Here is a 26,684-nt window from a genome sequence, read left to right on the forward strand (position 1 = left end):
GGCCGGTCGTGGAAGACCTCGTCATCCGGGACGCCGACGTCGTCGACGGCAGCGGCGGTCCGTCCTACCGCGCCGACGTGGTCGTGGACCGCGGCAGGATCGTGTCGATCGTCCAGGAGGCCGCCGCGGCCGGCTGCCAGCGGCCCGAGGCGCGCCGCGAGCTGGACGCGGAGGGACTGGTCCTCTCCCCCGGCTTCGTCGACATGCACGCCCACAGCGACCTGGCGCTGCTGCGGGACCCCGACCACAGCGCCAAGGCCGCCCAGGGCGTCACCCTGGAGGTGCTCGGCCAGGACGGGCTGTCGTACGCGCCCGTCGACGACCGCACCCTGGGCGAGGTGCGGCGCGCGATCGCCGGCTGGAACGGCTCCGGCGACGACATCGACTTCGACTGGCGGTCCGTCGGCGAGTACCTGGACCGGCTCGACCGGGGCATCGCGGTGAACGCCGCGTACCTCGTCCCGCAGGGCACGGTCCGGGCGCTCGTCGTCGGCTGGGAGGACCGGGAGGCGACGCCCGCCGAGCTCGACCGGATGCGGGCCCTGGTCGCCGAGGGACTGGAGCAGGGCGCGGTCGGACTGTCCTCGGGACTCACGTACACGCCGGGCATGTACGCGCGGGACGCCGAACTGACCGAGCTGTGCCGGGTCGTCGCCCGGTACGGCGGCTACTACTGCCCGCACCACCGCTCCTACGGGGCCGGGGCGCTGCGGGCATACGAGGAGATGGTGGCGCTGACCCGGGAGGCGGGCTGCGCGCTGCATCTCGCCCACGCCACCATGAACTTCGGCGTGAACCGGGGCCGGGCCCCGGAGCTGCTGTCCCTGCTGGACAAGGCGCTCGCCGAGGGCGCCGACATCAGCCTCGACACCTACCCCTACACGCCCGGCTGCACGACCCTGGTCGCCCTGCTGCCGAGCTGGGCGAGCGAGGGCGGCCCGGAGGCGGTCCTCGCGCGGCTCGCCGACGACGCGACGGCCGAGCGGATCCGGCACCATCTGGAGGTCGTCGGCGCGGACGGCTGCCACGGCGTGCCCGTCGAGTGGGAGACCGTCGAGATCTCGGGGGTGGGCGAGCCCGCGCTGGCGGACCACGTCGGCCGCACGGTCCGGGAGACGGCGGACGCGCGCGGCGAGGAGCCCTGGACGACCGCGCGCCGGCTGCTCTTGGAGGACCGCCTCGGCACGACGATCCTGCAGCACGTCGGCCACGAGGAGAACGTCCGGGCGATCATGCGGCACCGCGTCCACACGGGCGGTTCCGACGGCATCCTGCAGGGCAGCAAGCCGCATCCGCGCGCGTACGGCACCTTCCCGCACTATCTCGGCCACTACGTGCGGGAGTTGGGGGTGCTGTCGCTCGAGGCGTGCGTGGCCCGTCTGACCTCGCGTCCGGCGGCGCGGCTGCGGCTGCCGGACCGGGGTCTGGTCCGCGAGGGGTACCGGGCGGACCTGGTGCTGTTCGACCCGGAGACGGTGGCGGCGGGCTCCACGTTCGCGGAGCCGCGCACACCACCGACGGGTATCCCGCATGTGCTCGTGGACGGCCGTTTCGTCATCGAGGACGGCCGCCGCACGGACGTACTGGCGGGACGGGCGGTCCGCAGGACCGGCTAGCCGGTCCGCGTCGCGGCGGTCACGGCCTGGGCAGGACGCAGCCGCTCGCGTTCAGGTTCAGCTTGTTGCCGGTGCCGAAGCAGGCGGGGATCTGGTACGTCTGCTGGGCGTAGTTGATGCCCTGGCGGACGGTGACCTTGCCGTTCTCGTCGACCTCGCACGGGTTGTTGACCGTGCAGGACTGGCCGTCCTCGTTGCCGGTGTTGTTGACGGCGACGACCCGCTTGGTGGCCTGGTCGATCACCGGGGAGCCGGAGGTGCCGCCGATGGTGTTGCAGGCGGAGGTGTAGCGGACCGAGTCCTTGAAGGTCCAGTCGCCTTCCTTCAGGCGGTACGCGAAGCCGTCGACGTTGCAGTTGTACAGCCGCTTCCAGTAGCCGGAGGCGACGGTGATGGCGGTGCCGGCGGCCGGGCGGGTGTCGGACACGGTCAGCGCGCTGATCCCGTACGCGCTCTTGATCTGCGCGTACGTGGTGGTGAGCTGGTAGATCGACACGTCCGTGTCGGTCATCGTGCCGTAGGCGATCTTGCCGGCCCGCAGGGTGGCGACCCTGGAGCCGGACGCGTTCAGCAGGCTGAAGGTCCTGCTGGACGCCCGGTCGACGACGACCTGGCCGGGGCCCGGCATGCCGGTCTCCAGACAGTGGCCGTTCGACATGACGAGCGCCGGGTCGCCGTCCTGCGACTTCGGGAAGCGCACGACGGAGCCGGAGCAGTTGCTGAGTGCCACGGTGCCGGCGAAGTCGACGGCCTGGACGGACGGCTTGAGCGCCTGTTCGAGACCGGCCGTGACGGAGGCGACGGTGTCCCGGACCACCGAGGTGACCGAGCCCGTTCCGGCACCCTTGCCGAAGGACGGCGCGGTGTCCGCGGGAGCCGCGGCCACGGGTGCGGCGCCGGCCCCGGCCATCGCCAGGGCGAGGAGGGTGGCGCCGAGAGGTTTTCTCATGTGGGGGTCCCCTCATACGAGGAGGGTGACCGGAGAACCTCCGGCCACCCGCGCTTTTGTCATGCGCATTCTCACTCAGGAGGAGGACCCGGACAAGGACTTGATGACCGATGGGTCCGGGTCGTAGGGCTTTCCCTACCACCGGGTACGGGAGGTTTCGGCGCGGCGGCGCAGGACCTCCACGGGAGGGTGGCCGGATCCCCACAGCCGGCCCGGCGGCGCCTCCCGCCGTCCCCCGTCCGGCCGTACACGGGCCGCCCCGCGGTCTCACGTGGCGGAAAACACGGGCCTTCGCCCGGGGCGCGGCCGTAAGCTCCCAGACATGCAGGTGATCCAGTCGACCAAGCTCGCCAACGTCTGTTACGAGATCCGGGGCCCGGTGCTCGAGGAGGCGATGCGGCTCGAGTCGGCAGGGCATCGGATCCTCAAGCTGAACACCGGCAACCCGGCGGCGTTCGGGTTCGAGTGCCCGCCCGAGATCCTGGAGGACGTCCTCCGCAACGTGTCGTCGGCCCATGGCTACGGCGACGCGAAGGGCCTGCTGGCCGCACGCCGGGCCGTCGTCATGCACAACCAGACCCTCGGCATCGAGACCGACGTCGAGCACGTCTTCATCGGCAACGGCGTCTCCGAGCTGATCGTCATGGCGATGCAGGGTCTCCTCGACGACGGGGACGAGGTGCTGGTCCCGGCGCCGGACTACCCCCTGTGGACCGCCGCCGTGTCCCTGTCCGGCGGCACCGCCGTGCACTACCGGTGCGACGAGCAGTCCGACTGGATGCCCGACCTCGCCGACGTCGAGCGCAAGGTCACCGACCGCACCAAGGCCATCGTCATCATCAACCCCAACAACCCGACGGGGGCCGTGTACGACGAGGCCGTCCTGCGCGGGCTGACGGACATCGCGCGACGGCACAACCTCCTCGTCTGCTCCGACGAGATCTACGACAAGATCCTCTACGACGGCGCCACCCACACCCCGACCGCCGCCGTCGCCCCCGACCTGCTGACCCTCACCTTCAACGGCATGTCCAAGGCGTACCGGGTGGCCGGCTACCGGGTGGGCTGGATGGCGATCTCGGGCCCGCGCGCGCACGCCGACTCCTACATCGAGGGTCTGACCATCCTCGCGAACATGCGGCTGTGCGCGAACATGCCCGGTCAGCACGGGGTCGTCGCCGCCCTCAGCGGCCGGCAGACCATCGACGACCTGGTGCTGCCCGGCGGGCGGCTCAAGGAGCAGATGGACGTCGCCTACGAGATGCTGACCGCCATCCCGGGCGTGAGCTGTGTCCGGCCGAAGGGCGCGCTCTACCTCTTCCCGCGCCTGGACCCCAAGGTCTTCAAGATCAAGGACGACCGGCGGATGGTCCTGGACCTGCTGCGCCGCGAGAAGATCATGGTCGTCCAGGGCACCGGCTTCAACTGGCCGGAGCCGGACCACTTCCGGGTGGTGACCCTGCCGACGACCACGGACCTGCGGGACGCGATGGGCCGGATCGGCCGCTTCCTCGACGGATACGGCCAGCCGTGACCGTACGTACATGCACGGTCCACTTCTTGCATACAGCTCAACTTTAGACGAGATCCAAGCTAGGATGGCTTCCTGTCAGCGCACAGGAGGCCATCCCCCATGTACGAACCGATCCGCACCAAGTCGATCCACAGCACGATGGCCGGCGGCACCGACTTCCCCCACCGCTCGCGCGAGGAGGAGCTGGACATCCAGCTCGCCGGTCACCTCGCCGCGCTGCTCGCCGTCACGGACGAGCTGCGTGCGACGGCACCCTCGCAGGACCTGGACCTCGCGGCCGAACGGCTCGCCGAGCAGGTGACCCGGCTCCGGGAAGGACACCCTCCGGCCCGCTCCGCCGTCGCGGCCGACCCGGCGCGGCTGGTCACCCTGCACCGGCGGGCGCACGCCCTGGCGGGCCGCGCCCTGGTCGTCGCCGCGTCCCGCGCGGACACCGCCGCGGCGATCCTCGCCGCCGAACGCATGGACGCGCACGCCGCGGCGCAGAAACTGACCGGGGTCGGCTGAGACCCCTCACCCCTGGCTTCTCGCAGGCCCTCGCCGTCAGGCGAGGGCCTGCCGCCGCTCTCGTCCCGTCGGGGCGGACGGGAACCGGCGGCGGCAGGCCCGGGGCCCCGCACGCCGTTGTACGGAGCCTCGCCGGTCCGGGAGGCGGTCACCGCGGCCGGCCGTGACGATGTAGCTGGTCAGGGCACGATCGGAGCCGGCCGCGGCGTCTTGGGGGGCTGTCCTCAGCCCAGGCGCTTCACGAGCGCGTCGTACTCGTCCCACAGCTCCTTGGGCGTGTGGTCGCCGAAGGTGTCGAGGTGCTCGGGGACGAGCGCCGCCTCCTCGCGCCAGACGTCCCTGTCGACGGTGAGCAGGAAGTCCAGGTCGGAGTCGGACAGGTCGAGGCCCGCGGTGTCGAGGGCGCCCTTGGCCGGCAGGACGCCGATCGGCGTCTCGACGCCCTCGGCCCTGCCCTCCAGGCGCTCGACGATCCACTTCAGGACGCGGCTGTTCTCGCCGAAGCCGGGCCAGACGAACTTGCCCTCGTCGTTCTTGCGGAACCAGTTGACGTAGTAGATCCTCGGCAGCTTGGACGGGTCCTTGTCCTTGGCCACGTCGACCCAGTGGGCCATGTAGTCGCCCATGTTGTAGCCGCAGAACGGCAGCATGGCGAACGGGTCGCGGCGCAGCTCTCCGACCCTGCCCTCGGCCGCGGCGGTCTTCTCGGAGGCCACGTTGGCGCCGAGGAAGACGCCGTGGTTCCAGTCGAAGGACTCCGTCACCAGCGGTACGGCGCTGGCGCGGCGCCCGCCGAAGAGGATCGCGGAGATCGGCACGCCCCTGGGGTCCTCCCACTCGGGCGCGATGATCGGGCACTGCGAGGCGGGGGTGGTGAAGCGGGCGTTGGGGTGCGCGGCCGGCGTGCCGGACTCCGGCGTCCAGTCGTTGCCCTTCCAGTCGGTGAGGTGGGCGGGAGTCTCCTCCGTCATGCCCTCCCACCAGACGTCGCCGTCGTCGGTCAGCGCGACGTTGGTGAAGACCGAGTTGCCCCACAGCGTCTTCATCGCGTTGGCGTTGGTGTGCTCACCGGTGCCGGGCGCGACGCCGAAGAAGCCGGCCTCGGGGTTGATCGCGTAGAGGCGGCCGTCCTCGCCGAAGCGCATCCAGGCGATGTCGTCGCCGATCGTCTCCACCGTCCAGCCGGAGATGGTGGGCTCCAGCATGGCGAGGTTCGTCTTGCCGCAGGCGCTCGGGAAGGCGGCGGCGACGTACTTCGACTCGCCCTGCGGCGGGGTCAGCTTGAGGATCAGCATGTGCTCGGCGAGCCAGCCCTCGTCGCGGGCCATGACCGAGGCGATGCGCAGGGCGTAGCACTTCTTGCCGAGCAGGGCGTTGCCGCCGTAGCCGGAGCCGTAGGACCAGATCTCGCGGTCCTCGGGGAAGTGCGAGATGTACTTGGTGCTGTTGCAGGGCCAGGGGACGTCCTCCTGGCCGGGCTCCAGCGGGGCCCCGAGGGTGTGCACGGCCTTGACGAAGAAGCCGTCGGAGCCGAGCTCGTCCAGGACCGCCTGTCCCATCCGGGTCATCGTGCGCATGGACACGGCGACGTACGCGGAGTCGGTGATCTCCACGCCTATCGCGGACAGCGGCGAGCCGAGCGGGCCCATGCAGAAGGGCACGACGTAGAGGGTGCGGCCGCGCATGGAGCCGCGGAACAGGCCCTGCTCCCCCTGGAAGATCTCCCGCATCTCCGCCGGGGCCTTCCAGTGGTTCGTCGGGCCCGCGTCCTCCTCCTTCTCGGAGCAGATGAAGGTCCGGTCCTCGACACGGGCGACGTCGGTCGGGTCGGAGGCGGCGTAGTACGAGTTGGGGCGCTTGATCGGATCGAGCTTCTTGAAGGTGCCCTTGGCGACGAGCTCCTCGCACAGGCGCTCGTACTCGGCCTCGGATCCGTCACACCAGACCACGTTGTCCGGCTGCGTCAGTTCGGCGATCTCGTTCACCCAGGTGACGAGTGCCTGGTGCTGGGTGGGAACGACGGGGGGAGCCGTGTTGTCACGCGCCACGGTTGCTCCTAAGTGAGGATTTTGTCCTTGATATGCCCTTGTGTACCCCGTGGGGGCCTCGACCCGGACGCCGCACTGACTGGATCGCGCCGCGCTCATCCGGTGCCGACCGCACTCATTTGATCATCCGATGCGTCCGCGCATATGTCCAGAGGGCGTCACAAGTGAGCGGCGTGAGGATCGCCACTCATTCGGATGTTTTCGATCCGCCATCGCGGATTCACCCGGGCGCGCACACCCGGCACCCGTGAGACGATGGACACTTCGGGCCCTCATCAGGCCACCGCGCGGCATAACTTACGGTTCCGTAGGTACGATTTCCCCATGACTACGCCCGTCCCCGACGCGCCCACGGACACGCCGGCCGCCGGCCGGGACTCCGATGGGCCCTCCCTGCCCCATCAGATCGCCCACCAGGCCCAGCAGCTCGGCGAGGAGATCAAACCGAGGCTCCGCGGCTGGCTGCACCTGGGCATGTTCCCCGCCGTGCTCGTCGCCGGGCTGATCCTCACCGCCCTCGCGGACTCCCCGCGCGGCCGGCTCGCCTGCGGGATCTACACCCTCACGGCCTGCCTGCTGTTCGGCGTGAGCGCGCTGTACCACCGGGGAACCTGGGGCCCGCGCATGGACGGTGTCCTGCGCCGGCTCGACCACGCCAACATCTTCCTGATCATCGCGGGCACCTACACGCCGCTGACGATGCTGCTCCTGCCCGGCGCCAAGGGGCAGTGGCTGCTCTGGGGCATCTGGAGCGCCGCCGCGGCCGGCATCGTCTTCCGGGTCTTCTGGGTCGGCGCGCCCCGCTGGCTCTACACGCCCTGCTACATCGCGATGGGCTGGGCCGCCGTCTTCTTCCTGCCGGACTTCATGCGCACCGGCGGCGTCGCCGTGTTCGTCCTGGTGGTCGTCGGCGGCCTCCTCTACAGCGCCGGCGGCGTGGTCTACGGCATCAAGCGCCCGAACCCGTCACCGCGCTGGTTCGGTTTCCACGAGGTCTTCCACTCCCTGACGCTGGCCGCGTTCACCGCGCACTACATCGGCATCTCCCTCGTGGCCTACCAGCACGCCTGACCGGCGTCCGGGCCGGCAACGCGCCCGTGGCCACGGCACGCACCCCCGCGACGGCCCGCCCCGCGGTCCCGCGGGAGCGCGAGCGGGACGAAGACGCGCCTCGCCGTCCGCGAGGCCGCCCACGCCCTGACCGCCGAACAGGGCGTGGGCGGCCCCCACGATCGAGCAGCCGGTACGGGGCGGAGCACGGCTTCCAGGACGACCTCCCCGGCCTCCTCGACCGGGCTCCGGACGTGGCCGGGCACGGCGTCCCCGCGGAGAATCCCCGGGGGGCCCGCCCCCTGCCGTGACATCCTGACCAGGTGAACGGTCCCGAGATCCACGTCGAGTTCGCGCCCGAGCTGCACCTGTTCGTCGCCGGTGCCCGGCGGCGCGGCGCCACCGCGCTCACCACCGACGGCGCCTCCACCCTCGGCCATGTCGTGGAGTCCCTGGGCGTCCCGCTCACCGAGGTCGGCACCCTCCTCGTGGACGGCCGTCCCGTCCCCGTCGGGCACGTTCCCCAGGCCGGCGAGTCCGTGACCGTGCGCCCCGTCGAGCGCCCCCAGCGGGTGCCCGGCGCCCCCCTGCGCTTCCTCCTCGACGTCCACCTCGGCACCCTCGCCCGCCGGTTGCGCCTGCTCGGCGTGGACACCGCGTACGAGTCGACCGACATCGGCGACCCGGCGCTCGCCGCCCGCTCCGCCGCCGAGAGACGGATCATGCTCAGCCGCGACCGGGGCCTGCTGCGCCGCCGCGAGCTGTGGGCCGGCGGCTACGTCTACAGCACCCGCCCCGAGGAGCAGCTGCGGGACGTCCTCGACCGCTTCCGCCCGGAACTGCGTCCCTGGACCCGCTGCACCGCCTGCAACGGCCTGCTGAAGGAGGCCACCAAGGACGAGGTCGCCGACCAGCTGGAGGGCGGCACCCGGCGGACGTACGACGTCTTCGCGCAGTGCACGGCGTGCGGGCGCGCCTACTGGAAGGGCGCGCACCAAGAACAGCTCGAAGCCATCGTGGAGCGCGCCCTCGCCGAGTACGCGAGCCGGCGCTAACGCCTGCTCCTCACATCACCCTTCCCGCAGGCCACGCCGTCCCGGTTCGGGTCGAGGCGCAGCGGGTCGTCCTTGCCGTTGACCTTCAGCCGGCCGTAGTCGTTGTCCTTGAGCCAGTCGCAGCGGGCCTTCGTCGTCGCCTTCACGGCCGGCGGGAAGTCCGTCGGCACACAGACGTTGACCGAGCCGTAGTGCCGGTCGCAGCCGGAGACGGCCGGGCCGACCTTCTGCGCCGTGCGCTTCTTGCCCGGGCCCGTGACCTTGCCCTCGAGGTCGTCGGCGAAGGCGTGGACGTGCGGCGAGGCGTCCTTGGCGCTCAGCGCCCGGGGGCCGTCCAGGTGCACCCACTTCGCCACCGACGGCACCCCGTTGGCGTCCACCGCGAAGAGCATGTACCAGCCGGGCGGCGCCAGGTCGGGGTTGCTCGTCACGTTCAGGTCGACGTCGTTCCCGTCCACCGACAGCGGCAGGTCGACGAACCGCTGGTTGGGGTCGGAGGAGTGGGTGACGGCGGCCGGGCGGATCAGCTCGGCCTTGGCGATGGGCCGGTCGACGGTGATCCGCTGGGTGTCGCCGTACGTCCACTCGGTGTCGATCACCGAGGTGATCGTGGGGCGTGCGCCCTTGAGCAGATAGGGCGGGGTGTAGATCGACACGTCGTGGTTCCAGGAGCCGTTGCCCGGGTTGTCGCCGGTCGCCATGACCCGGCCGTCGGGCAGCAGGAACGCCGAGGAGTGGTAGCCGCGCTCCTCCGGGTCGGCCGCCACCGGGTCGAAGGTGCCGGTCGCCGGGTCGTAGATCGACGACTCGTACACGGGGTCGGCCCGGTTGTGCAGGGCGCCGCCGGTCTCCAGCACCTTGCCGTCGGGCAGCAGCACCGCGGAGACGTACATCTTGCCCTGGGCGCCGGTCTCGGCGACCTTCCCGGCGCCGAGGTCGACCGTCCCCTGCGGGAGCGGCGGCCCGGCCACGTACGACGGGTTCGGCTGCTTGAGGTCGATGACGTCGGTGAGACGGTTGGCGTCCGGGTTGGACTCGATGTTCCCGCCGCCGATGGTCAGGACCTTCTGGTCCTGCGCGGGCGGCAGCAGCACGCTCGCCGACTGGTCGCGCTCGTCCTTCTTCCGCAGGCCCGGGACCTGGGTGACGGTGTTGGCGTCGTAGTCGTAGATCGCCGCGCCCGTGCCCGGGATGTTGTTGCCGAAGACATGGCTGCCGGAGTAGAAGAGCCGCCCGTCCTGCATGAGGATCATCGACGGGTACAGACCCCAGTACGACCAGGTCTGGTTGACCTTCCAGAGCTCCAGCCACTTCTGCTCGGCGTCCGACCACAGCTCGGCCGTCACCGAACCGGTCGAGTCCTCCCGCAGCCCGCCGAAGGAGATGACGTCGCCGTTGCCGAGGATCGTCGCCGACGGGTACCAGTGCCCGTCGTTCATGTCGTTGGTCCTGCTGTAGGTCTCCGTGACCGGGTCGAAGACGTACGAGTCCTTGTAGCCCTGGTAGCCGACCCTGCCGTCGGCCGACGGATAGCCCTTGTTGCCGCTCATCACGAGCACCCGGCCGTCCTTCAGCTGGACGTGCCCGGCGCAGAACATGTCCTTGGGCGTGGGGATCTGCTTGTACGTGCCGTTCCGCGGGTCGTAGACCGCGCTGGTGAACGTGCCCGCCTCGAACATCTCCTCGCTGTTGCCGGACCCGGCGATCAGCAGCACCTTGCCGTTGTTGAGGACGACGGAGTGCATGGAGCGGACCGGGTTCCGCGTGGGCAGCACGTCCCAGCGGCCGTTCGCGCACTCCTCGGCGGTGCCCGTGCACACCGGGTCGGGCACGGGCTCGGCGACCTGCTCCATCGTGTAGTCGTCGGTGGTGACCGAGCCGGTGCCGTAGACGGAGACGCCCCACGCGATCCGGTCGGTGCCGGCCGGCACCTCGGGGGTGCGGACCGTCGCCTCGGTCCAGCCCGCCGCCATCTCCAGCGTCTTCAGGTCCGTCCAGTACTGCCAGCCGCCGGTCGCGTCGTGCCGGAACAGGGTGACCGAGGTGTCCGGCGTCGTCGACTTGTACCAGAGCCCCAGGTCGTACTGCTTTCCGGTCGAGACGACCGGCGCGCACGCGGCGGACTCGGTGATCAGCGCCTTGCGGTCGCCCTCGGTCCGGCGGGTCAGCGTCACCTTCATCGCCTTCGAACCGGAGTGCGCGTCGGCCACCGTCTCGAAGGCGAAGTCGTTGTCCCCCCACCCGGACTTCTTCCAGCAGTACGGCATGTCGTCGCCGCCCGCGGTCTCGAAGCCGGGATTCTTCACGAGGTTGGCGGCGGACGCGGGCTGGGGCGCGGTGAGCAGCAGCCCTCCCGTGAGGCCCATCACGGCCACCAGGGCCGTTCTCGTTCTGGATCTCATGCAGTACTCCTTGCTGTGCGGCTGCGGCTCCTGCGGGGCAGATAGACCAGCGCCTCGGTACCCACGAAGCGCAGGACGAAGGTGATGACGAGGGCCAGCGCCGTCGCGGGCAGCACGGCGAGCCCGAACTGGCCGACGAGCAGCGCGATCAGCGGGATGCGCAGCACCAGGTCGGCGTTGGCGAGCAGCGCGAACCGGACCGTGCGGTCGGCCCAGTGCCGGTGGACGCGCCGCTCACGGAACAGCAGCTTCTCGATCAGCAGGAAGTTCCAGGCCACCCCGAACTGGTTGGCGATGATCTCGGCCGGCAGATAGTGCAGGCCCGCCTCGGTCATCGCCCACAGCGCGGCCAGGTTGGGCACGAAGCCGGTCAGCCCGATCAGCCCGAACACCACCATCCGGGCCAGCGGACCGGCCGTGCGCAGCCCGGCGAGGTGCCGCAGGAAGCGGCGTCCTTCCGCGGCGGTGGACTTGGACTCCCCCGCGAACCGCTCCTGGAAGACGAACGGCACCTCGGTGACCGCCCGGGGGCGGCTGCGGACCGCCAGCTCCAGCAGGATCTTGTAACCGAGCGGCTTGAGGGCCTCCGCGGCGATGTCGCTGCGCCGGATCGCGAAGAAGCCGCTCATCGGGTCGCTGATGCCGTGCAGCCGGCGCGGGAACAGGGCCTTGGTCAGCCACGTCGCGCCCCGGGACACGGCGATCCGGTAGCTGCCGGCGAGCCCGGCCCGGCTGCCGCCCTTGATGTACCGGGAGGCGACCACGAGCCCGGCGTTCGCGCGTTCGCCGGTGGCCACCAGCTCCGGGACCAGGGACGGCGGATGCTGGCAGTCGCCGTCCATGACGACGATCCAGTCCGAGCCGGCCGCCTTCATGCCCTCCACGACCGCGCCGCCGAGCCCGCCGACCGGCTCCTCCCGGTGCAGGACGGTGACGGGGAACGGGCAGTCCTTGGCGGCCTCCTCGATGACCTGCGGGGTGTCGTCGGTGGAGTCGTCCACGAAGACGACCTCACAGGGCAGCCGGGACGGCACCGACTCGGTGATCTGGTGCAGCAACTGCCGTACGTTCGCCGACTCGTTGAACGTCGGGACGACGATGGTGACGGCTCCCGGCTCGGGAACCTCGGTGGCCTCGACGGCCGGATCGCCCAGCCGGCCGGGGACGGTGTACTCGTGGGTCATCGAACGCCTCCGGCGGAAGTCTGGATCTGGCGGATCTCGATACGGTCCTCGCCGCTGCCGAAGACGGCGACCGGCTCGGAGTGCTCGATGGCCGCCCTGACGTTGGGCAGGTCGACGGCGTCACGCCGGACCGTCGGGGACGCCACGACGTAGTCGAGGTCCTTCCAGCCGCGCGGCATCGTCTTGGTGACGGCCGGGTCGAGGTCGGCCTTGTAGAACCAGATGACGCCCCGTCCCGGTTCGTACCCGGCGTGCACCAGGTCGAGCCAGAGCGCGTCGTCGACCAGGACGCGGGTGTCCGCCGGGTCCTCCACCTCACTGGCGAGCCACTTCGAGGCGGCCTGGTAGGGGGCGTTGGCGTCGGCCGTGACGGCCGTGCGGTCACCGTCGTACCAGCGCGGCACGACATAGGCGCCGGCCGCGATCGCCAGCACCGCCGCCAGGGCGTACCGGCCCCCGGTGACCGCGCGGGGCTCGCCCTCCGAGCGCCGGCGCCGCAGCACGGCGTGCGCCACGGAGGCCGTACCGCCGGCCAGCACCAGGGCGAGGAACGGCAGCGCCTGGATGACGTACATGGCCGGCAGGTAGCCGCTCGGGCGCAGGGCGACCAGGGCGAGGATCACCACGGCGGCCGACGGCCCGGCCAGCGCGCGGGCGGTCACCGACCAGCGCCAGGTCACGAGCAGCAGCAGAGCGCCGGCCAGACCGCCGACGATGAGGACACGGTCGTAGTAGAGCCACGACTGCAGCACGCCCCAGGAACCCGAGCCCTCGTCGAGGATGAAGCCCGAACCGGGCCGGGTCATCTGGTAGGTGACGCCGTCCCACAGCGAGACGTGCCCGCTGCCCGGCAGCAACTCGCCCTTCAGCAGCGCGAACAGCGGATAGGACAGACCGATCAGCGCACACGCCGTGACCGCCCCGGTGACGGCGAACTTGCGGGTGTCGCGGTGGCTGTGCCGCCACATGGTGACCAGCACCGCCGGCAGCACGAAGAGCATCGTCTCCTTGGTCAGCACGGCCGTGGCGGCCGCGACGCCCGCGCCGAAGTGGTGCCACAGATGGCGGTTCGGCGAGGCCGCCAGCGCGAACGCCAGCAGCGTCCACATCACCGCGAGGTTGTCGAGGAAGATCTCCCGCTGGAGCACCACCGACAGCGGCGACAGACCGAACAGCACCATGCCGAGCCCGGCCGCCCAGCGCGGCAGGGACAGCCGCCGCCCGAGGACGTAGACCAGCACCGCGCTGATCGCGCTGACGACGAGCATCGCGGCCCGCATGGTGCCCACGGTCATCGACTCGGGGCTCAGCGCGGCCGGGATCCAGGTCAGCACGGCGATCTGGATCCAGCCGAGCGGGGGATGGTCGTACCAGTAGGTGTAGTGGGCCAGGCCGCGGCCCTCCTGGACCGCCCAAGCCTGGGCGAGATAGGTGCCCTCGTCGTCGCTGAGGGTCGGGTAGTCGGCGATGTTCCAGCCCTGGACGACGAGGATCGCCACCAGCAGGACACCGCACAGGAGCAGGTCGGAGCGGGACGAACGCAGCCGCGACGGCGCTGTTCGACCGGTCGGACGTGCCGTGGACGCAGGCCGGCGCTGCGCGGGGACCTTCGGAGTGGTCACCGCGGGAAGGGTGGAGGTCACGCAGGGACGTCCTCTCGGAGGTCACGGGTCACGTCGACGGCGTCCAGATGCGCCCCGACATGGCTGGTCAGCTCCCAGTCGTTGCGGCCGCGCTGCTCACGCCACACGGCGCGCACGGCGGCCCCGGCGAGGAGCACCTGGTAGAAGGGGCCGCCCACCACGAGCTTCAGATAGTGGACGAAACGCACCCGCAGCCCGTACTGCCGCCCGAAGTCGTGCAGTCCGACGATCTCGAACACGAACGTGACGAGCGCGGTGACGGCCGGCAGGAAGGTGATGAACGCGATGCTCACCGGCACGTCGAGGAACACCGCGATCGCGATGTTCAGCGGAATGACGAGCCCGGTGAACGCCTGCATGAACGGCGTCATCAGCGTGTAGCGGGCGAGCAGCCGCTGCCCGAACGTGGGCAGCTGCTTCCAGTCCTTCTTCCGGTAGACCTGCAGGAAGCCCTGGTTCCAGCGGGTGCGCTGCTTCAGCAGCGACATCAGACTGCCGGGCGTCTCCTCCCGGGTCACCATGTCGGAGTCGTAGGCGACGACGACCTTCTTGCCGACACTGGACAGCCGGACCCCCAGGTCGCAGTCCTCGGCCAGGCAGTCCGGGTCCCAGCCGCCGGCCTGCCGCAGCACGTCGGTGCGGACGAAGACCGTGTTGCCGCCGAGCGGGATGAACCCCTTCTGCGCGTGCAGATGCAGCCGCGAGCGGAACCAGAAGAAGTACTCCAGGCAGTTGCGCAGGCTGTACCAACTGGAGTGGAAGTTGATCAGCTGGACGCCGCCCTGGACGACGTCCGCCCCGGTCGTGCGGAACGCGTGGTCCACGTGGGCCAGCAGCTCCGGATGGACCTGGTCCTCGGCGTCGAAGACCCCGACGACGTCACCCCGGCAGTGCGGCAGCGCGGTGTTCATCGCCTTCGGCTTGTTCTTCTTCTCGTGCGTGTCGACGACGACACGGACCCGCGGATCGCGGGCCGCGGCCCGCTCGGCCACCTCGGTGGTCTCCGGGTCGTCGTGCCCGACGATGACGATGATCTCGAAATCGGTGTGAGTGGACTCCAGCAGCCGCTGGATCGTGTGGTCCAGCACGGCCTGTTCGTGCCGGGCCGGCAGCAGCAGGGAGAACGACACGTGGTCGTCCCCGTCCGGTCTGCTGAACCGGGTGGAGGCGAGCACTTCGGGCGTACGCCACGCGTGCATCTGCCACCACAAGGTGAAAGCCGCCATCCAGAACAAGGCCAGCGAGACGACGGCTATGAAGACAGACGTCAGCAACAGATCCCCCCAGATCCCCAATGCCCCCTGTCGCGACGGTGAGTCACACCCGTCGCGGCACTGTGCAGACATTAGGGGGGAACTGTGAAGCCCGCAGGCCGTTTCGATGAAGAGCGCGTTTCATCACAACGGAACGCGAGAGTGAACAATTCGAACACGCCTCACGTAACCGCCGCGATACGACCCCTGTTTCAGCTGCTCAGCGTCTCCCGCAACCGCTCCGGATCCGTGATCGGGGCGTCGCAGGTGAAGTTACGGCAGACGTACGCGGCCGGCGCCCCCTGCTGCAGCGGCCGCCCGGCGAGCAACGGGAACTCGTCACGCTCCGCAGCCCCCACGGCCACCACCGCGCCCGGCGCCGTCCCCAGAAGCGCCGCACGGTGCAACGCCTTTGTCGCCTCGTCCGACAGCGCGGGACCGACGACCGCGACCTCGCGCGGCCCGTCGAGCAGCGCCTCCGCCACCGCGAGCCCCCACCCGACGAACCGCGGCACCCGCGGACCGAGCGCCTTCACCACGCCCAGCGCCCGCTCGGCAGCCCGGCGATGGGGCTCGGACCCGGTGTGCGCCGCATAGCCGAGCAGCGCCCCGGCCGCCGCGCTCCACCCGGACGGCACCGCGTTGTCGGTCGGGTCCTGCGGCCGCCGGATCAGCCGCTCGGCGTCCGCGGCCGTGTCGTACAGCGCGCCCGACTCCTCGTCCACGAACCGGGTCAGCACGTGGTCCAGCAGGAACCCGGCGAAGTCCAGCCAGACACCCTCCCCCGTGACGGACGCCAGTGCCAGGAAGCCCTCGGCGACATCGCCGTAGTCCTCCAGCACCCCCGCGTTGGCCCCGGCCCTGCCGTCCTTGCTGGTCCGGGTCAACCGCGCCTGCTCGTCCAGATGCACCCGCACCAGCAGGTCGGCCGCACCGAGCGCGGCGTCCACCAGGTCCGGGCGGTCGAAGTAGGCGCCGGTCTCGGCCAGCGCGGCGATCGCCAGGCCGTTCCACGCGGCGACGACCTTGTCGTCCCGGCCCGGTGCGGGCCGCCCGGCCCGCCGCTCCAGCAGGCGGGCGCGCACCGACGCGACCCACCCGGCGTCGAACACCTCGTCCCGCTGCGGGAGTTGCAGCACCGAGGCGCCCTCCTCGAACGTGCCCTCCTCGGTCACCCCGAAGTACCGCGCGGCCGGCTCGGCGTCGTCGTCCCCGAGCGCCTCGCGCAGCTGCTCCGGCGTCCACACGTAGTACGCGCCCTCGACGTGCCGGCCGGTCCCGTCGTCGCTGTCGGCGTCGAGCGCGGAGGCGAACCCGCCCTGCTCCGTGCGCAGTTCGCGGACCATGAAGTCCGCCGTCTCCAACGCCACCCGCCGCGCCAGATCCGACCCGGTGGCCCGCCACAGGTGCGCGTAGACCCGGCACAGCAGGGCGTTGTCATACAGCATCTTCTCGAAGTGCGGGATCACCCAGTCCCGGTCCACCGAGTACCGCGCGAAACCGCCGCCGAGCTGGTCGTAGATACCGCCCCGGGCCATCCGCTCGCAGGTGTCCCGCGCCATCTGCAAGGCGCCCTCGGCGCCCGTGCGCGCGTGGTGGCGCAGCAGGAACTCGATCACCATGGACGGCGGGAACTTGGGGGCGCCCCCGAACCCCCCGCGCTGCGGGTCGTACTCCCGGGTGAGGCCGAGCAGCGCCTGCGCCAGTTCCTGCTCGCCGGGGGCCTCGGTGCCACCGTAGGAGATCTCCCGTCCGGCCAGGTCCCGCACGATCTTCCCGGCGACGTCGGCGACCTCGTCCCGCCGGTCGGCCCAGGCGCTGCGGACCCCTTCCAGCACCTGCTGGAAGGACGGCATCCCGTGCCGGGGCGCGGGCGGGAAGTACGTGCCGAAGTAGAAGGGCTCGGCATCGGGGGTGAGGAACACCGTCATGGGCCAGCCGCCCTGGCCTGTCGCCGCCTGCACGGCCTCCATGTAGACGGCGTCCACGTCGGGACGCTCCTCGCGGTCCACCTTGACGCTGACGAAGTGGGTGTTGAGGAAATCGGCCGTCGCCTCGTCCTCGAAGGACTCGTGCGCCATGACGTGGCACCAGTGGCAACTGCTGTACCCGACGCTCAGCAGGACCGGCCGGCCGCTTCTGCGGGCCTCCTCGAAGGCCTCTTCCGACCACGGCCACCAGTCCACCGGGTTGTCGGCGTGCTGGAGCAGGTAGGGGGACGTCTCGTGGGCCAGTCGGTTCGGCATGTCCCCATCCTGCCCCACCTCCCCCGGCCGGTCCCGGGACGGTCCGCGCCCCGCCTGTCGGCGGCCGGACTCGGGTGTCTGTCCGGGTGTCGTACGGGTGCTCGGACGATCACCGGTCCTGGAGGGGGTCGTGATCGTCGCCCTCTCGCGCTCGCGTCCGTCCCGAAGCACACTCGTAGGCGCTGGAGTTGCCGCCGGAGGGGGACATGCCATGCGGGACAGCCACCGGGCAGAGGCGGAGCGGCTGCTGGACCGGGCCGTGGAGGAGGAGGTCCGGCGTTCGGGCGGGCGGGTGGACAGGCAGGTGCTGTCGGAGCGGGCCCGCACGTCGCTGGACGCGCTGGCGCGGACGGCGGCCGAGGAGTACGAGGCGTACACGCGGGCGCTGGACGAGGCGGAGGCCGGGCGGCTCACGTTCGGCGGGCGGTCCGCGCGGGAGGGCGGGCGGACGCCGCTGATGGTGGCCGGGGTCGCGGCCCTCGCCGCCACGGTCTGCGACCTCGCGCTGGGCACCGGGGCGGGCACCGCGCTCGGGGCGGGCGTGACGGTGGGGGTGGTCGGCGCGGCGGCGGCGGTGGTGAAGGTGGCGGGTGCCCATCTGCCCGCGGCGCACCACCGGGCCGGGGCGGCGGGGCAGCCGGGCGGTCCCGAGCAGTTGCGGTTGCAGTGGCTGACGGCGCTGGAGGTGCGGGGCATCCGTCCGTTCCTGGACCAGCAGCGGGTGCTGAGCGCGGCGACCGGGCCGGTGGCGGCGGGGCCGCGGCTGAAGGGGGCGGACAAGAGCGCGGCGGCGCGGGGCCGCGGTGTGCTGGAGCAGTCGTTCGGGCAGCTGCCGGATCCCGTGGAGCCGTTCGCGGGCCGGCGGCGGGAGCTGGCCCGGGTCCGGCAGTGGGTGCAGGCGGGGCGGGCGAGCACGGAGACCCGGCCGACGGTGGTCGTGCTGCACGGGCCGCCGGGCAGTGGCCGTACGGCGCTGGCGGTCCGGGCGGCGCACGATCTGAAGGACCAGTTCCGGGGCGCGTGCGTGGTGGATCTGCGCGGGGACAGCCCGGAGGAGCCGCCGCTGACGACCAGGGAGGCGCTGCTGCATCTGCTGAACCGGCTGGGCGCTCCGCGCGAGCAGTTGCTGTTCCGGGAGCGCGCGTCGGCCGTTCAGCAGGTCAAGCGGCTGAGCGAGCTGTACCACCGGCATCTGGCGGGGGTGCCGGTGGCGGTGATCCTGGACGACGCGCGCGACGCCGAGCAGGTCGCCGCGCTGGTGCCGGAGCGGTCCGACAGTCTGGTGCTGGTGACGGCCCGGGAGCCGCTGGAGCTGCCGGCGGGGTCGGCGGCGCGGGTGCACCGGCTGCCGGTGGGGCCGCTGGACGCGGCGGGGTCGGAGGAGCTGCTGACGGCGGTCGCGCGGGACGCCTCGGGGCCGTACGACGCGCGGGCGGCGGACCGGATCCGTGAGCTGTGCGGCGGGCTGCCGCTGGCCCTGCGGATCGCGGGGTCGTCCCTGGGTCCGAGATCGCCGCGCGCGCTGGCGGCCGATCTGGGGGCGTACGGGCCGGTGGAGCCGGGTGAGCGGGTGCTGTGGCTGCGCTACACCGACCAGGGCGAGACGGGCCGGCGGCTGCTGCGCAGGCTGGCGCTGGCGGGCCGTGCCTCGCTGGGGGCGGCCGCCGCGGCGGCGCTGCTGGCCACGGACCGGGCGGAGGCGGGCCGGCTGCTGGCGGGCCTGGCGGACGCCGGTCTGATCGACCATGTGCGCGGCGACCGCTACCGGCTGCACGACGTGGTGCGGGCGTTCGCCCACGCCCGTCTCCTCGACGAGGAGGAGCCGGCGGAGCGTACGGCGGCGCAGGAGCGGCTGATCACGAGCTACGCCGAGCTGGCGGACTCGGTGCTGCGGCTGGTCGACGGCAATGTGTCGACCCGCTCGGACCGGTTCAGCCCGCACGGCTTCGCGTCGCCGGACGAGGCGCTGCGCTGGCTGGACGACGAGTCGAGCTTCATCACGGCGGCGCTGCGGCACGCGGAGGGGGTGGACCAGGGGCCGGTGGTCAGTCTCCTGGGCGCGCTGTGCGACTACTGCCTGCTGCGCGGCGACCTCTACCGCCTGGGCGAGATCAGTGAGCTGGCGCAGGCCGTGGACCAGGGGCTGCTGGTGCGGTCGGTGCGGTGGCGCACGGGGATCGCGGCCCGGCAGCTGGGTGAGCTGGACAAGGCGCGGGCGACGCTGGCGTCGGTGGTGGATCTGTACCGGGAGGCGCATCACGACGCGGGGGCGGCGCGTGCGCTGTGTTCGCTGGGGATCACACTGCACCACCAGGGCGATCTGACGGAGGCGGCGGCGCGGCTGCGGGAGGCGCTGGATCTGCAGGCGGCGCCGGCGCTGGCGACGGACCGGGCGTGGACGATGCACGCACTGGCGGCCGTGGAGCGGGACCGGGGCCGGGTCGTGGAGTCCCGGGAGCTGCTGACGGAGTCGTTGGCGCTGCACCGCGCGGGCGAGTCCCTGCACGGGGAGGCGTGGGCGCACTTCCAGCTGGGCCAGCTGGAGCTGCGGATGGGGGACACGCCGGCGGCGGAGGCGGGTCTGCGGGCGGCTCTGGAGCTGTACGGGCGGACGCGGGACGCGCGGGGCGAGGCGTGGGCGCTGACGCAGTTGGCGCGGGCGCGGCTGGTGGCCGGTGATCCGGAGCCGGCGGTGGAGGGGCTGCGGCGGGCGGCGGCCCGGCACCGGGACAACGAGGACGCGCGGGGTGAGGCGTGGTCGGTGTACTACCTGGGGCAGGCGCTGGAGGAGAGCGGGGTCCTGGATCCGGCGGTGCGGGAGCTGGAGCGGTCGCGGACGATGTTCTCCCGGATGCGGGACGTGTACGGCCTGGCGTGTGCCCGGCACCATTCGGCGCGGGTGACGCGTGACCAGCGGGCGGTGCAGACGGGGTCGCTGCGCAACTCCGGCTTCGCGCGGCAGCTCCTGGTGGACGCGCGCGCCGACTTCCAGCGCATCGGTGTGGCGCACGGGGAGGCGTGGACGTGCCTGGAGCTGGCGGTGGTGGACGGCGGGAACGCCCGCACGCGGCAGGCGCTGGCGCTGTGCGACGAGGCGGTGACGCTGTTCGCGTCCTACGGGGATCTGCGCGGTGGGGACTGGGCGCGTTTCCTGCGCTGCACGCTGCTGCCGTACGCGGCTCCGGGCGGGGTGGAGGTGGGTACGGCGGTGGCGCTGGAGGAGCTGGCGCAGCTGGCGCGGTCGGGGCATCCGCTGCGGGACGGCAGGCTTGCGGAGTGTCTGGAGGCGTACCGGCTGCTGCTGGAGCGGGGCGTGGAGCTGGAGGCGGGGTGGCAGGCATGGCGGCTCGGCATGGTGCCGAACCGCCATGCGCGGGAGGTCATGGGCGTCACGTCGGCGGCCCCGCGCTGACGGGGCCGTCGGCGCGGCGCCGTCAGTCCTGCTTGCGCCCGTCGGCGCCCGTGGTCGCCCCGGTGGCGTCGGCGGTGGCCTCGGCCTTCGGGTCGGGGGCCTCCGTGAACTCGACCCGGCTCATGTGCCGGTTCATCGACTTCATCAGCGCCCACACCGCCAGGGCCATCACGGCGAAGACGATGAAACCGAGGACGCCGGGGGTGACCTTGTCCTCGTCCACCTCCTTGGCGAGGGTGGCGAGGTGGGTCATTGCCAGGCTTGCGCTTGCGGTCATGTCAGGCATTGTCCCGGATGCCCGCGAAGAGGTCGTCCTCGGGGAGGGAGGTGGCGACGAGGGACTTCGCCAGCTCGTACTCCTCGGTCGGCCAGACCTCCTTCTGGAGGTCGAGCGGGACGCGGAACCAGCCGCCGTCGGGGTCGATCTGGGTGGCGTGGGCGATCAGCGCCTTGTCGCGGATCTCGAAGAAGTCCGCGCACGGGACGTGCGTGGTGAGCGTGCGCTCGACCCGCTCGAACTCGTCCCAGCGCTTGAGCCAGTCCCCGTACGGCGACTCCAGGCCGCGGTCGAGCATGGCGCGGTGCAGGGCCTCGGTGCGGGGGCGGTTGAAGCCCTGGTTGTAGTAGAGCTTCTGCGGCTGGTACGCCGGGCCGAACTCGGCTTCCGGGTACTTCTCGGCGTCCGCCGCGCCCTCGAAGGCGACCATCGAGATCTTGTGGGTCATGATGTGGTCGGGGTGCGGGTAGCCGCCGTTCTCGTCGTAGGTGGTGATCACCTGCGGGCGGAACGAGCGGATCTGCCTCACCAGCTCGCCGGCCGCCTTGTCGACGTCCTCCAGGGCGAAGCAGCCCTCGGGGAGCGGGGGCAGCGGGTCGCCCTCGGGCAGGCCGGAGTCGACGAAGCCGAGCCACTCCTGCTTCACGCCGAGGATCTGGCGGGCCTCGTCCATCTCCTTCTTGCGCACCTCGTGGATGTGCTCCTCGACGTACTTGTCGCCCTGGAGCTTCGGATTGAGGATGGAGCCGCGCTCCCCGCCCGTGCAGGTCACGACCAGCACGTCCACCCCCTCGGACACGTACTTCGCCATGGTCGCCGCGCCCTTGCTCGACTCGTCGTCGGGGTGGGCGTGGACGGCCATCAGTCGCAGCTGGTCAGTCAAGACTCAATCCTCGTAGTCGGCGCCCCGGCGTGCCCCGGTGCGATCGGCGGCTTCTATAGTGACCGAATCGGGGGGCGGATAATTCCGGGGTACGGCCCGGAGGCCCTGTTTCGGGACATCCGTTCCGCTCCGGCCGGGAGGACGATCATGAGTACGGTGGGCACGCGACCGCCCGAGGGCCGTTACGGCCGTTCCTCGGACGCGCGCGCGGACCGCACGCTCAAGGTCGTCGGCGGGGTGCTCGGGGTGCTGCTGCTGGCGCTGGTCGGGTACTTCGGCTATCACTACGTCGGTCAGAACGAGATCAGCGCCGAGGTGATCGAGTTCGACGTCCGCAAGGACGCGGTGGACGTGCATCTGGAGGTCCGCAAGGACGCCGGGGCCTCCGGCTACTGCACCCTGCGGTCGCAGGCGCGGAGCGGCGCCGAGGTGGGCCGGGCGGACTTCCGGTTCGACGGGGACGACACCCGGATCGACAAGGTCGTCACACTGCGGACGACGGCCCGGGGGACGACGGCCGAGCTGCTCGGCTGCCACGCCGACTGAGGGCGCCGGCACACCGGGGCGAAGACGCTCGACACTGACCAGATTCGTCCGGAATACCTCGCCTTTGACCTGCGGCGATGTAAATCTGGTGGCTTATGTCCTCCCCCTTCGGGCATCCAATTGTTAGGCTCGTGGTTTCGCCCTTCCGTGAAGGAACAGTCTTCTTGGGTAGGGCGATGCTTTGTATTCCCAGTACCGACGAGGAGCACCTGTGACCCAGACCAGCGAGAACGTCACCTGGCTGACCCAGGAGGCGTACAACCAGCTCAAGGCCGAGCTGGAGTACCTGTCTGGTCCTGCGCGCACGGAGATCGCAGCCAAGATCGCGGCGGCGCGCGAGGAGGGGGACCTGCGGGAGAACGGCGGGTACCACGCGGCCAAGGAGGAGCAGGGCAAGCAGGAGCTCCGCGTGCGCCAGCTGACCCAGCTCCTGGAGAACGCCAAGGTCGGTGAGGCCCCGGCGTCGGCGGACGGCGCGGTGGCGCCCGGGATGGTCGTGACGATCGCCTTCGACGGCGACGAGGACGACACGATGACCTTCCTGCTGGCCTCCCGCGAGTACGCGAGCTCGGACATCGAGACGTACTCGCCGCAGTCGCCGCTGGGCTCCGGCGTGATCGGCCACAAGGTCGGTGAGGACGCGGAGTACGAGCTGCCCAACGGCAAGAAGGCCTCGGTGCGGATCCTGAAGGCCGAGCCCTACAGCGGCTGACCCGACCCCTTCACCTTCACGAGAGCCCCCGGCGCCGCTCGGCACCGGGGGCTTCGTCGTGTCCGTGTGTCCGGGGCGCTGCCCCGTGTCGGTCAGGCCGTCGCGGAGCGGTACTTGCGGACGGCCAGGGTGCGGAACAAGGCGATGATCAAAACCGACCAGATCAGCGACGCCCACACGGGGTGCTGCATGGGCCACGCGTCAGGTGCCTTGAAGCCCGGCGGCAGGTTCCCGAACAGCTCACGGCAGGCCTGGACCGTGGCGCTGAACGGGTTCCATTCCGCGATGTGCCGCAGGAAGGTGGGCATCTGGTTGGCGTCCACGAAGGCGTTCGAGATGAACGTCAGCGGGAACAGCCAGATCAGACCGCCCGAGGTCGCCGCCTCAGGGGTGCGCACGGACAGGCCGATGAGCGCGCCGATCCAGGAGAAGGCGTACCCGAGGAGCAGGAGCAGCGCGAAGCCGGCGAGGACCTTCCCCGCGTTCTCGTGGGTGCGCCAGCCGACGATCACGGCGACGACCGCGAGGACGACGAGGGTGAGCGCGGTCTGCACGAGGTCGGCGAGGGTGCGCCCGGTCAGGACTGCGCCGCGGGCCATGGGCAGGGAGCGGAAGCGGTCGATCAGGCCCTTGTGCATGTCGTCCGCGATACCGGCGCCCGCGCCCGCCGTGGCGAAGGTGACGGTCTGGGCGAAGATGCCGGCCATCAGGAACTCGCGATAGGCCTGGGTGGAGCTGGACGAGCCGACCTGGATCGAGCCGCCGAACACATAGGTGAACAGCACCACGAACATGATCGGCTGGATGAGCCCGAAGATGAGCATCTCGGGGATCCGGGCCATGCGGATCAGGTTTCTGCGGGCGATGACCGCGGAATCGTTGATGGCGCTCACTTGGCCGTCTCCTCCTTGCCGTTCTCCTCGCTCTTGGCCTCGGCGACATGTCCGGTCAGGGACAGGAAGACGTCGTCGAGTGTGGGGCGGCGCAGGCCGATGTCGTCGATCTCGATGCCCCGGGCGTCGAGCTCGCGGATGACCTCGGCGAGGAGCTTGGCTCCGCCGGTCACCGGCACGGTGAGCTTGCGCATGTGGTCCTCGACGGTGGTCTCGCCCTTGCCGAAGCCGCGCAGCACCTCGGACGCGGGCTGTATGTCCTCGCGCTCGTGGACGACGACCTCGACGCGCTCGCCGCCCGTGCGGGCCTTGAGCTGGTCGGAGGTGCCCTTGGCGATCACCCGGCCGTGGTCGACGACGGCGATCTCGTGCGCGAGGTGGTCGGCCTCCTCCAGGTACTGCGTGGTCAGCAGCAGCGTCGTGCCGCCGGAGACCAGGCGCTTGATGACCTCCCAGAGCAGCTGGCGGTTGCGCGGGTCGAGGCCGGTCGTCGGCTCGTCCATGAACATCACGGGCGGGGAGACCACCAGGGCCGCCGCGAGGTCGAGCCGGCGGCGCATGCCGCCCGAGTAGGTCTTGGCGGGCCGGTCGGCGGCGTCGGCGAGGTCGAACTGCTCCAGCAGCTCGGTCGCGCGGTCCTTCGCCGGCTTCGCCTTCATCTGGTAGAGCTGGCCGACCATCTGGAGGTTCTCCCGGCCGGTCAGGTATTCGTCGACCGCCGCGAACTGGCCGGACAGGCCGATGGAGCGGCGTACGGCGTCGGGCTGCCGCAGGACGTCGAGTCCCGCGACGACCGCCTTGCCGCTGTCGGGGCGCAGCAGGGTCGTCAGGCAGCGCACGGTCGTCGTCTTGCCCGCGCCGTTCGGCCCGAGCAGACCGAGGACCGTGCCCTCGCGGACATCGAGGTCGACGCCGTCCAGAGCCCTTACGTCACCGAAGGTCTTCACCAGGCCTTCGGCGTAGATGGCGCCTGGCATATGGATCTCCACGTCGTCGGGGAAAGTTCGGAAAGCCTAGGTTTGCACTTCTCATGCCGCTCGAGAGCGGAATTTCGGGACACACCATAACGCGATGTATCGCGTCTCTCAATGGGTTTCCCGAACGAGTGACACAAGGGTCCCAGGAGCGTTCGGCCGGTGCCCGGGCCGCGTCGGCCGGCTCAGCCGATGACGGTGTAGCCCGCCGCGCGCAGCGCCTCGCCGACCTCGGCGCAGTGCTCGCGCCCCTTGGTCTCCAGGTGCAGCTCGACCTCCGCCTCCGTGAGCCCGAGCCGTGGATCGGTCCGGACATGGCTCACGTCGAGGACGTTAGCGTCCACCACTGACAACGCCCCGAGAAGCGAGGCGAGCGCGCCCGGCCGGTCCGTCAGCCGCAGTCGTACGGCCAGGTAGCGGCCCTGCGCGGCCATGCCGTGCCGCAGGACGCGCTGGAGCAGCACCGGGTCGACGTTGCCGCCGGAGAGCACGGCGACGACAGGGCCCTCGAAGGCGCCCGGGTCGCTCAGCAGCGCGGCGACCGGGCTCGCCCCGGCCGGCTCCACGACCAGCTTGGCCCGCTCCAGGCACAGCAGCAGGGCGGCGGCCAGCTCGTCCTCGGTGACCGTGCGGACCTCGTCCACCAGGTCGCCGATGATCCGGAACGGCACGTCGCCGGGCCGGCCCACCCTGATGCCGTCCGCCATCGTCGCCGGGTGCTCGACCGGCATCGGACGCCCCGCCGCCAGCGAGGGCGGGTAGGCCGCCGCGCCCGCCGCCTGCACGCCCACGATCCGCACGTCCGGGCGGAGCGTCTTCAGCGCCGTCGCGATCCCGGCCGCGAGCCCTCCCCCGCCGATGCCGACGACGACGGTGCGCACCTCCGGGCACTGCTCCAGGATCTCCAGCCCGACCGTGCCCTGACCGGCGATGACGTCCGCGTGGTCGAAGGGGTGGATGAACACCGCGCCGGTCTCGGCCGCGTACTCCTGGGCGGCGGCCAGCGTCTCGTCGACCACCTGGCCGTGCAGGCGCACCTCGGCGCCGTAGTCACGGGTGGCGCTGATCTTCGGCATCGGGGCGCCCTTGGGCATGAACACCGTGGACCGCACCCCGAGCAGCGAGGACGCGAGGGCGACGCCCTGCGCGTGGTTGCCGGCGCTGGCGGCGACGACGCCCGCGGCCCGCTCCTCGGGGAGCAGCCCGGCGATCCGCACATAGGCACCGCGCAGCTTGAACGACCCGGTCCGCTGGAGGTTCTCGCACTTGAGGTGCACCGGGGCGCCGACCAGCTGCGACAGGTACCTGCTGCCCTCCATCGCCGTCACCCGGGCCACGCCGCTCAGCATCTTCTGGGCGCCGCGCACGTCGTCGAGGGTGACCGGGGGCAGCGCGTCGGACGTGCGGTGGTTCATGTTCCAAGTCTCGCAGTTCACAGCCGCTACTTTGCGGTGCGACCAAGCAGCGAGACGGGATTGCGCAGCGCCGGTACACCCCGCG

The 26,684-nt window shown here is 71.4% G+C and carries 20 protein-coding genes; 8 read left to right on the forward strand and 12 right to left on the reverse strand.

Going from position 1 to position 26,684, the window contains the following annotated elements:
• Positions 1-8: 8 nt before the first annotated feature.
• Complete coding sequence (locus tag ABZ899_RS13795; protein ID WP_361345139.1) at positions 9-1,616, forward strand: amidohydrolase family protein; 1,608 nt, start codon at positions 9-11, stop codon at positions 1,614-1,616.
• Between the two features lie 19 nt (positions 1,617-1,635).
• Here ABZ899_RS13795 and ABZ899_RS13800 read toward each other — a convergent pair whose 3' ends face one another.
• Positions 1,636-2,565 carry a serine protease gene (locus ABZ899_RS13800; RefSeq protein ID WP_361345141.1) on the reverse strand — a complete coding sequence of 310 codons (930 nt, stop codon included), beginning with the start codon at positions 2,563-2,565 and terminating at the stop codon, positions 1,636-1,638.
• 322 nt (positions 2,566-2,887) lie between these two features.
• Here ABZ899_RS13800 and ABZ899_RS13805 point away from each other — a divergent pair, with 322 nt between their 5' ends.
• Entirely contained in the window at positions 2,888-4,099 is a 1,212-nt protein-coding gene (locus ABZ899_RS13805; protein ID WP_361345143.1) for a pyridoxal phosphate-dependent aminotransferase, read from the forward strand.
• Positions 4,100-4,198: 99 nt separating this feature from the next.
• Positions 4,199-4,606 (forward strand): hypothetical protein, encoded by a 408-nt coding sequence (locus ABZ899_RS13810; RefSeq protein WP_361345145.1) that lies wholly within the window; start codon positions 4,199-4,201, stop codon positions 4,604-4,606.
• A gap of 224 nt (positions 4,607-4,830) precedes the next feature.
• Here ABZ899_RS13810 and ABZ899_RS13815 read toward each other — a convergent pair whose 3' ends face one another.
• Positions 4,831-6,654, reverse strand: coding sequence for a phosphoenolpyruvate carboxykinase (GTP) (locus tag ABZ899_RS13815; protein WP_361345146.1), 1,824 nt, complete (start codon positions 6,652-6,654; stop codon positions 4,831-4,833).
• Positions 6,655-6,978: 324 nt separating this feature from the next.
• On the opposite strand from ABZ899_RS13815, the gene ABZ899_RS13820 reads away from it, so the two are divergent.
• Together ABZ899_RS13820 and ABZ899_RS13825 are read left to right on the forward strand one after the other, a co-directional pair.
• The gene (locus ABZ899_RS13820) at positions 6,979-7,725 is read left to right on the forward strand and encodes a hemolysin III family protein (RefSeq protein WP_361345148.1); all 747 of its coding nucleotides are present in this window, start codon (positions 6,979-6,981) and stop codon (positions 7,723-7,725) included.
• Positions 7,726-8,027: 302 nt separating this feature from the next.
• On the forward strand, positions 8,028-8,759 hold the full coding sequence (locus ABZ899_RS13825) for a Mut7-C RNAse domain-containing protein (RefSeq protein WP_361345150.1): 732 nt from the start codon (positions 8,028-8,030) through the stop codon (positions 8,757-8,759).
• Here the strand turns inward: ABZ899_RS13825 and ABZ899_RS13830 are convergent.
• From ABZ899_RS13830 to ABZ899_RS13850, 5 genes are all read right to left on the reverse strand, one after another.
• On the reverse strand, positions 8,756-11,161 hold the full coding sequence (locus ABZ899_RS13830; protein WP_361345152.1) for a galactose oxidase-like domain-containing protein: 2,406 nt from the start codon (positions 11,159-11,161) through the stop codon (positions 8,756-8,758). The two genes, ABZ899_RS13825 and ABZ899_RS13830, sit on opposite strands and share 4 nt — an antisense overlap.
• Positions 11,158-12,345, reverse strand: coding sequence for a glycosyltransferase family 2 protein (locus ABZ899_RS13835; protein ID WP_361345154.1), 1,188 nt, complete (start codon positions 12,343-12,345; stop codon positions 11,158-11,160). Before ABZ899_RS13835 ends, ABZ899_RS13830 begins: the two co-directional genes overlap by 4 nt.
• Positions 12,342-13,988, reverse strand: a complete 1,647-nt coding sequence (locus ABZ899_RS13840) for a phospholipid carrier-dependent glycosyltransferase (protein ID WP_361345156.1) — start codon at positions 13,986-13,988, stop codon at positions 12,342-12,344. Before ABZ899_RS13840 ends, ABZ899_RS13835 begins: the two co-directional genes overlap by 4 nt.
• Positions 13,985-15,262 (reverse strand): glycosyltransferase, encoded by a 1,278-nt coding sequence (locus tag ABZ899_RS13845; protein WP_361345158.1) that lies wholly within the window; start codon positions 15,260-15,262, stop codon positions 13,985-13,987. Before ABZ899_RS13845 ends, ABZ899_RS13840 begins: the two co-directional genes overlap by 4 nt.
• A gap of 191 nt (positions 15,263-15,453) precedes the next feature.
• Positions 15,454-17,487, reverse strand: a complete 2,034-nt coding sequence (locus ABZ899_RS13850) for a thioredoxin domain-containing protein (protein WP_361345160.1) — start codon at positions 17,485-17,487, stop codon at positions 15,454-15,456.
• A gap of 211 nt (positions 17,488-17,698) precedes the next feature.
• On the opposite strand from ABZ899_RS13850, the gene ABZ899_RS13855 reads away from it, so the two are divergent.
• A complete protein-coding gene (locus ABZ899_RS13855; protein ID WP_361345162.1) occupies positions 17,699-20,899 on the forward strand; it encodes a tetratricopeptide repeat protein in 3,201 nt (1,066 codons plus the stop codon).
• A 22-nt stretch (positions 20,900-20,921) separates the two neighbouring features.
• On the opposite strand, the gene ABZ899_RS13860 is transcribed toward ABZ899_RS13855, so the two are convergent.
• Together ABZ899_RS13860 and mca are read right to left on the reverse strand one after the other, a co-directional pair.
• Positions 20,922-21,185 (reverse strand): hypothetical protein, encoded by a 264-nt coding sequence (locus ABZ899_RS13860; RefSeq protein ID WP_361345163.1) that lies wholly within the window; start codon positions 21,183-21,185, stop codon positions 20,922-20,924.
• Positions 21,178-22,059, reverse strand: coding sequence for a mycothiol conjugate amidase Mca (mca, locus tag ABZ899_RS13865; RefSeq protein ID WP_361345165.1), 882 nt, complete (start codon positions 22,057-22,059; stop codon positions 21,178-21,180). Before mca ends, ABZ899_RS13860 begins: the two co-directional genes overlap by 8 nt.
• A 147-nt stretch (positions 22,060-22,206) precedes the next feature.
• Here mca and ABZ899_RS13870 point away from each other — a divergent pair, with 147 nt between their 5' ends.
• On the forward strand, positions 22,207-22,605 hold the full coding sequence (locus ABZ899_RS13870) for a DUF4307 domain-containing protein (protein ID WP_361345167.1): 399 nt from the start codon (positions 22,207-22,209) through the stop codon (positions 22,603-22,605).
• A 211-nt stretch (positions 22,606-22,816) separates the two neighbouring features.
• Positions 22,817-23,317, forward strand: a complete 501-nt coding sequence (gene greA, locus ABZ899_RS13875) for a transcription elongation factor GreA (RefSeq protein WP_055621740.1) — start codon at positions 22,817-22,819, stop codon at positions 23,315-23,317.
• A 92-nt stretch (positions 23,318-23,409) separates the two neighbouring features.
• Here the strand turns inward: greA and ABZ899_RS13880 are convergent, their stop codons facing one another.
• The 3 genes from ABZ899_RS13880 to ilvA form a co-directional block, all read right to left on the reverse strand.
• On the reverse strand, positions 23,410-24,210 hold the full coding sequence (locus ABZ899_RS13880; protein ID WP_361345169.1) for an ABC transporter permease: 801 nt from the start codon (positions 24,208-24,210) through the stop codon (positions 23,410-23,412).
• The gene (locus ABZ899_RS13885) at positions 24,207-25,187 is read right to left on the reverse strand and encodes an ATP-binding cassette domain-containing protein (protein ID WP_361345171.1); all 981 of its coding nucleotides are present in this window, start codon (positions 25,185-25,187) and stop codon (positions 24,207-24,209) included. Before ABZ899_RS13885 ends, ABZ899_RS13880 begins: the two co-directional genes overlap by 4 nt.
• Positions 25,188-25,369: 182 nt before the next feature.
• Positions 25,370-26,599: a threonine ammonia-lyase gene (ilvA, locus tag ABZ899_RS13890; protein WP_361345173.1), complete on the reverse strand. Its 1,230-nt coding sequence runs from the start codon at positions 26,597-26,599 to the stop codon at positions 25,370-25,372.
• Positions 26,600-26,684 lie beyond the last annotated feature (85 nt).

Source organism: Streptomyces sp. NPDC046859 (genome assembly GCF_040645135.1).
GTDB lineage: Bacteria > Actinomycetota > Actinomycetes > Streptomycetales > Streptomycetaceae > Streptomyces.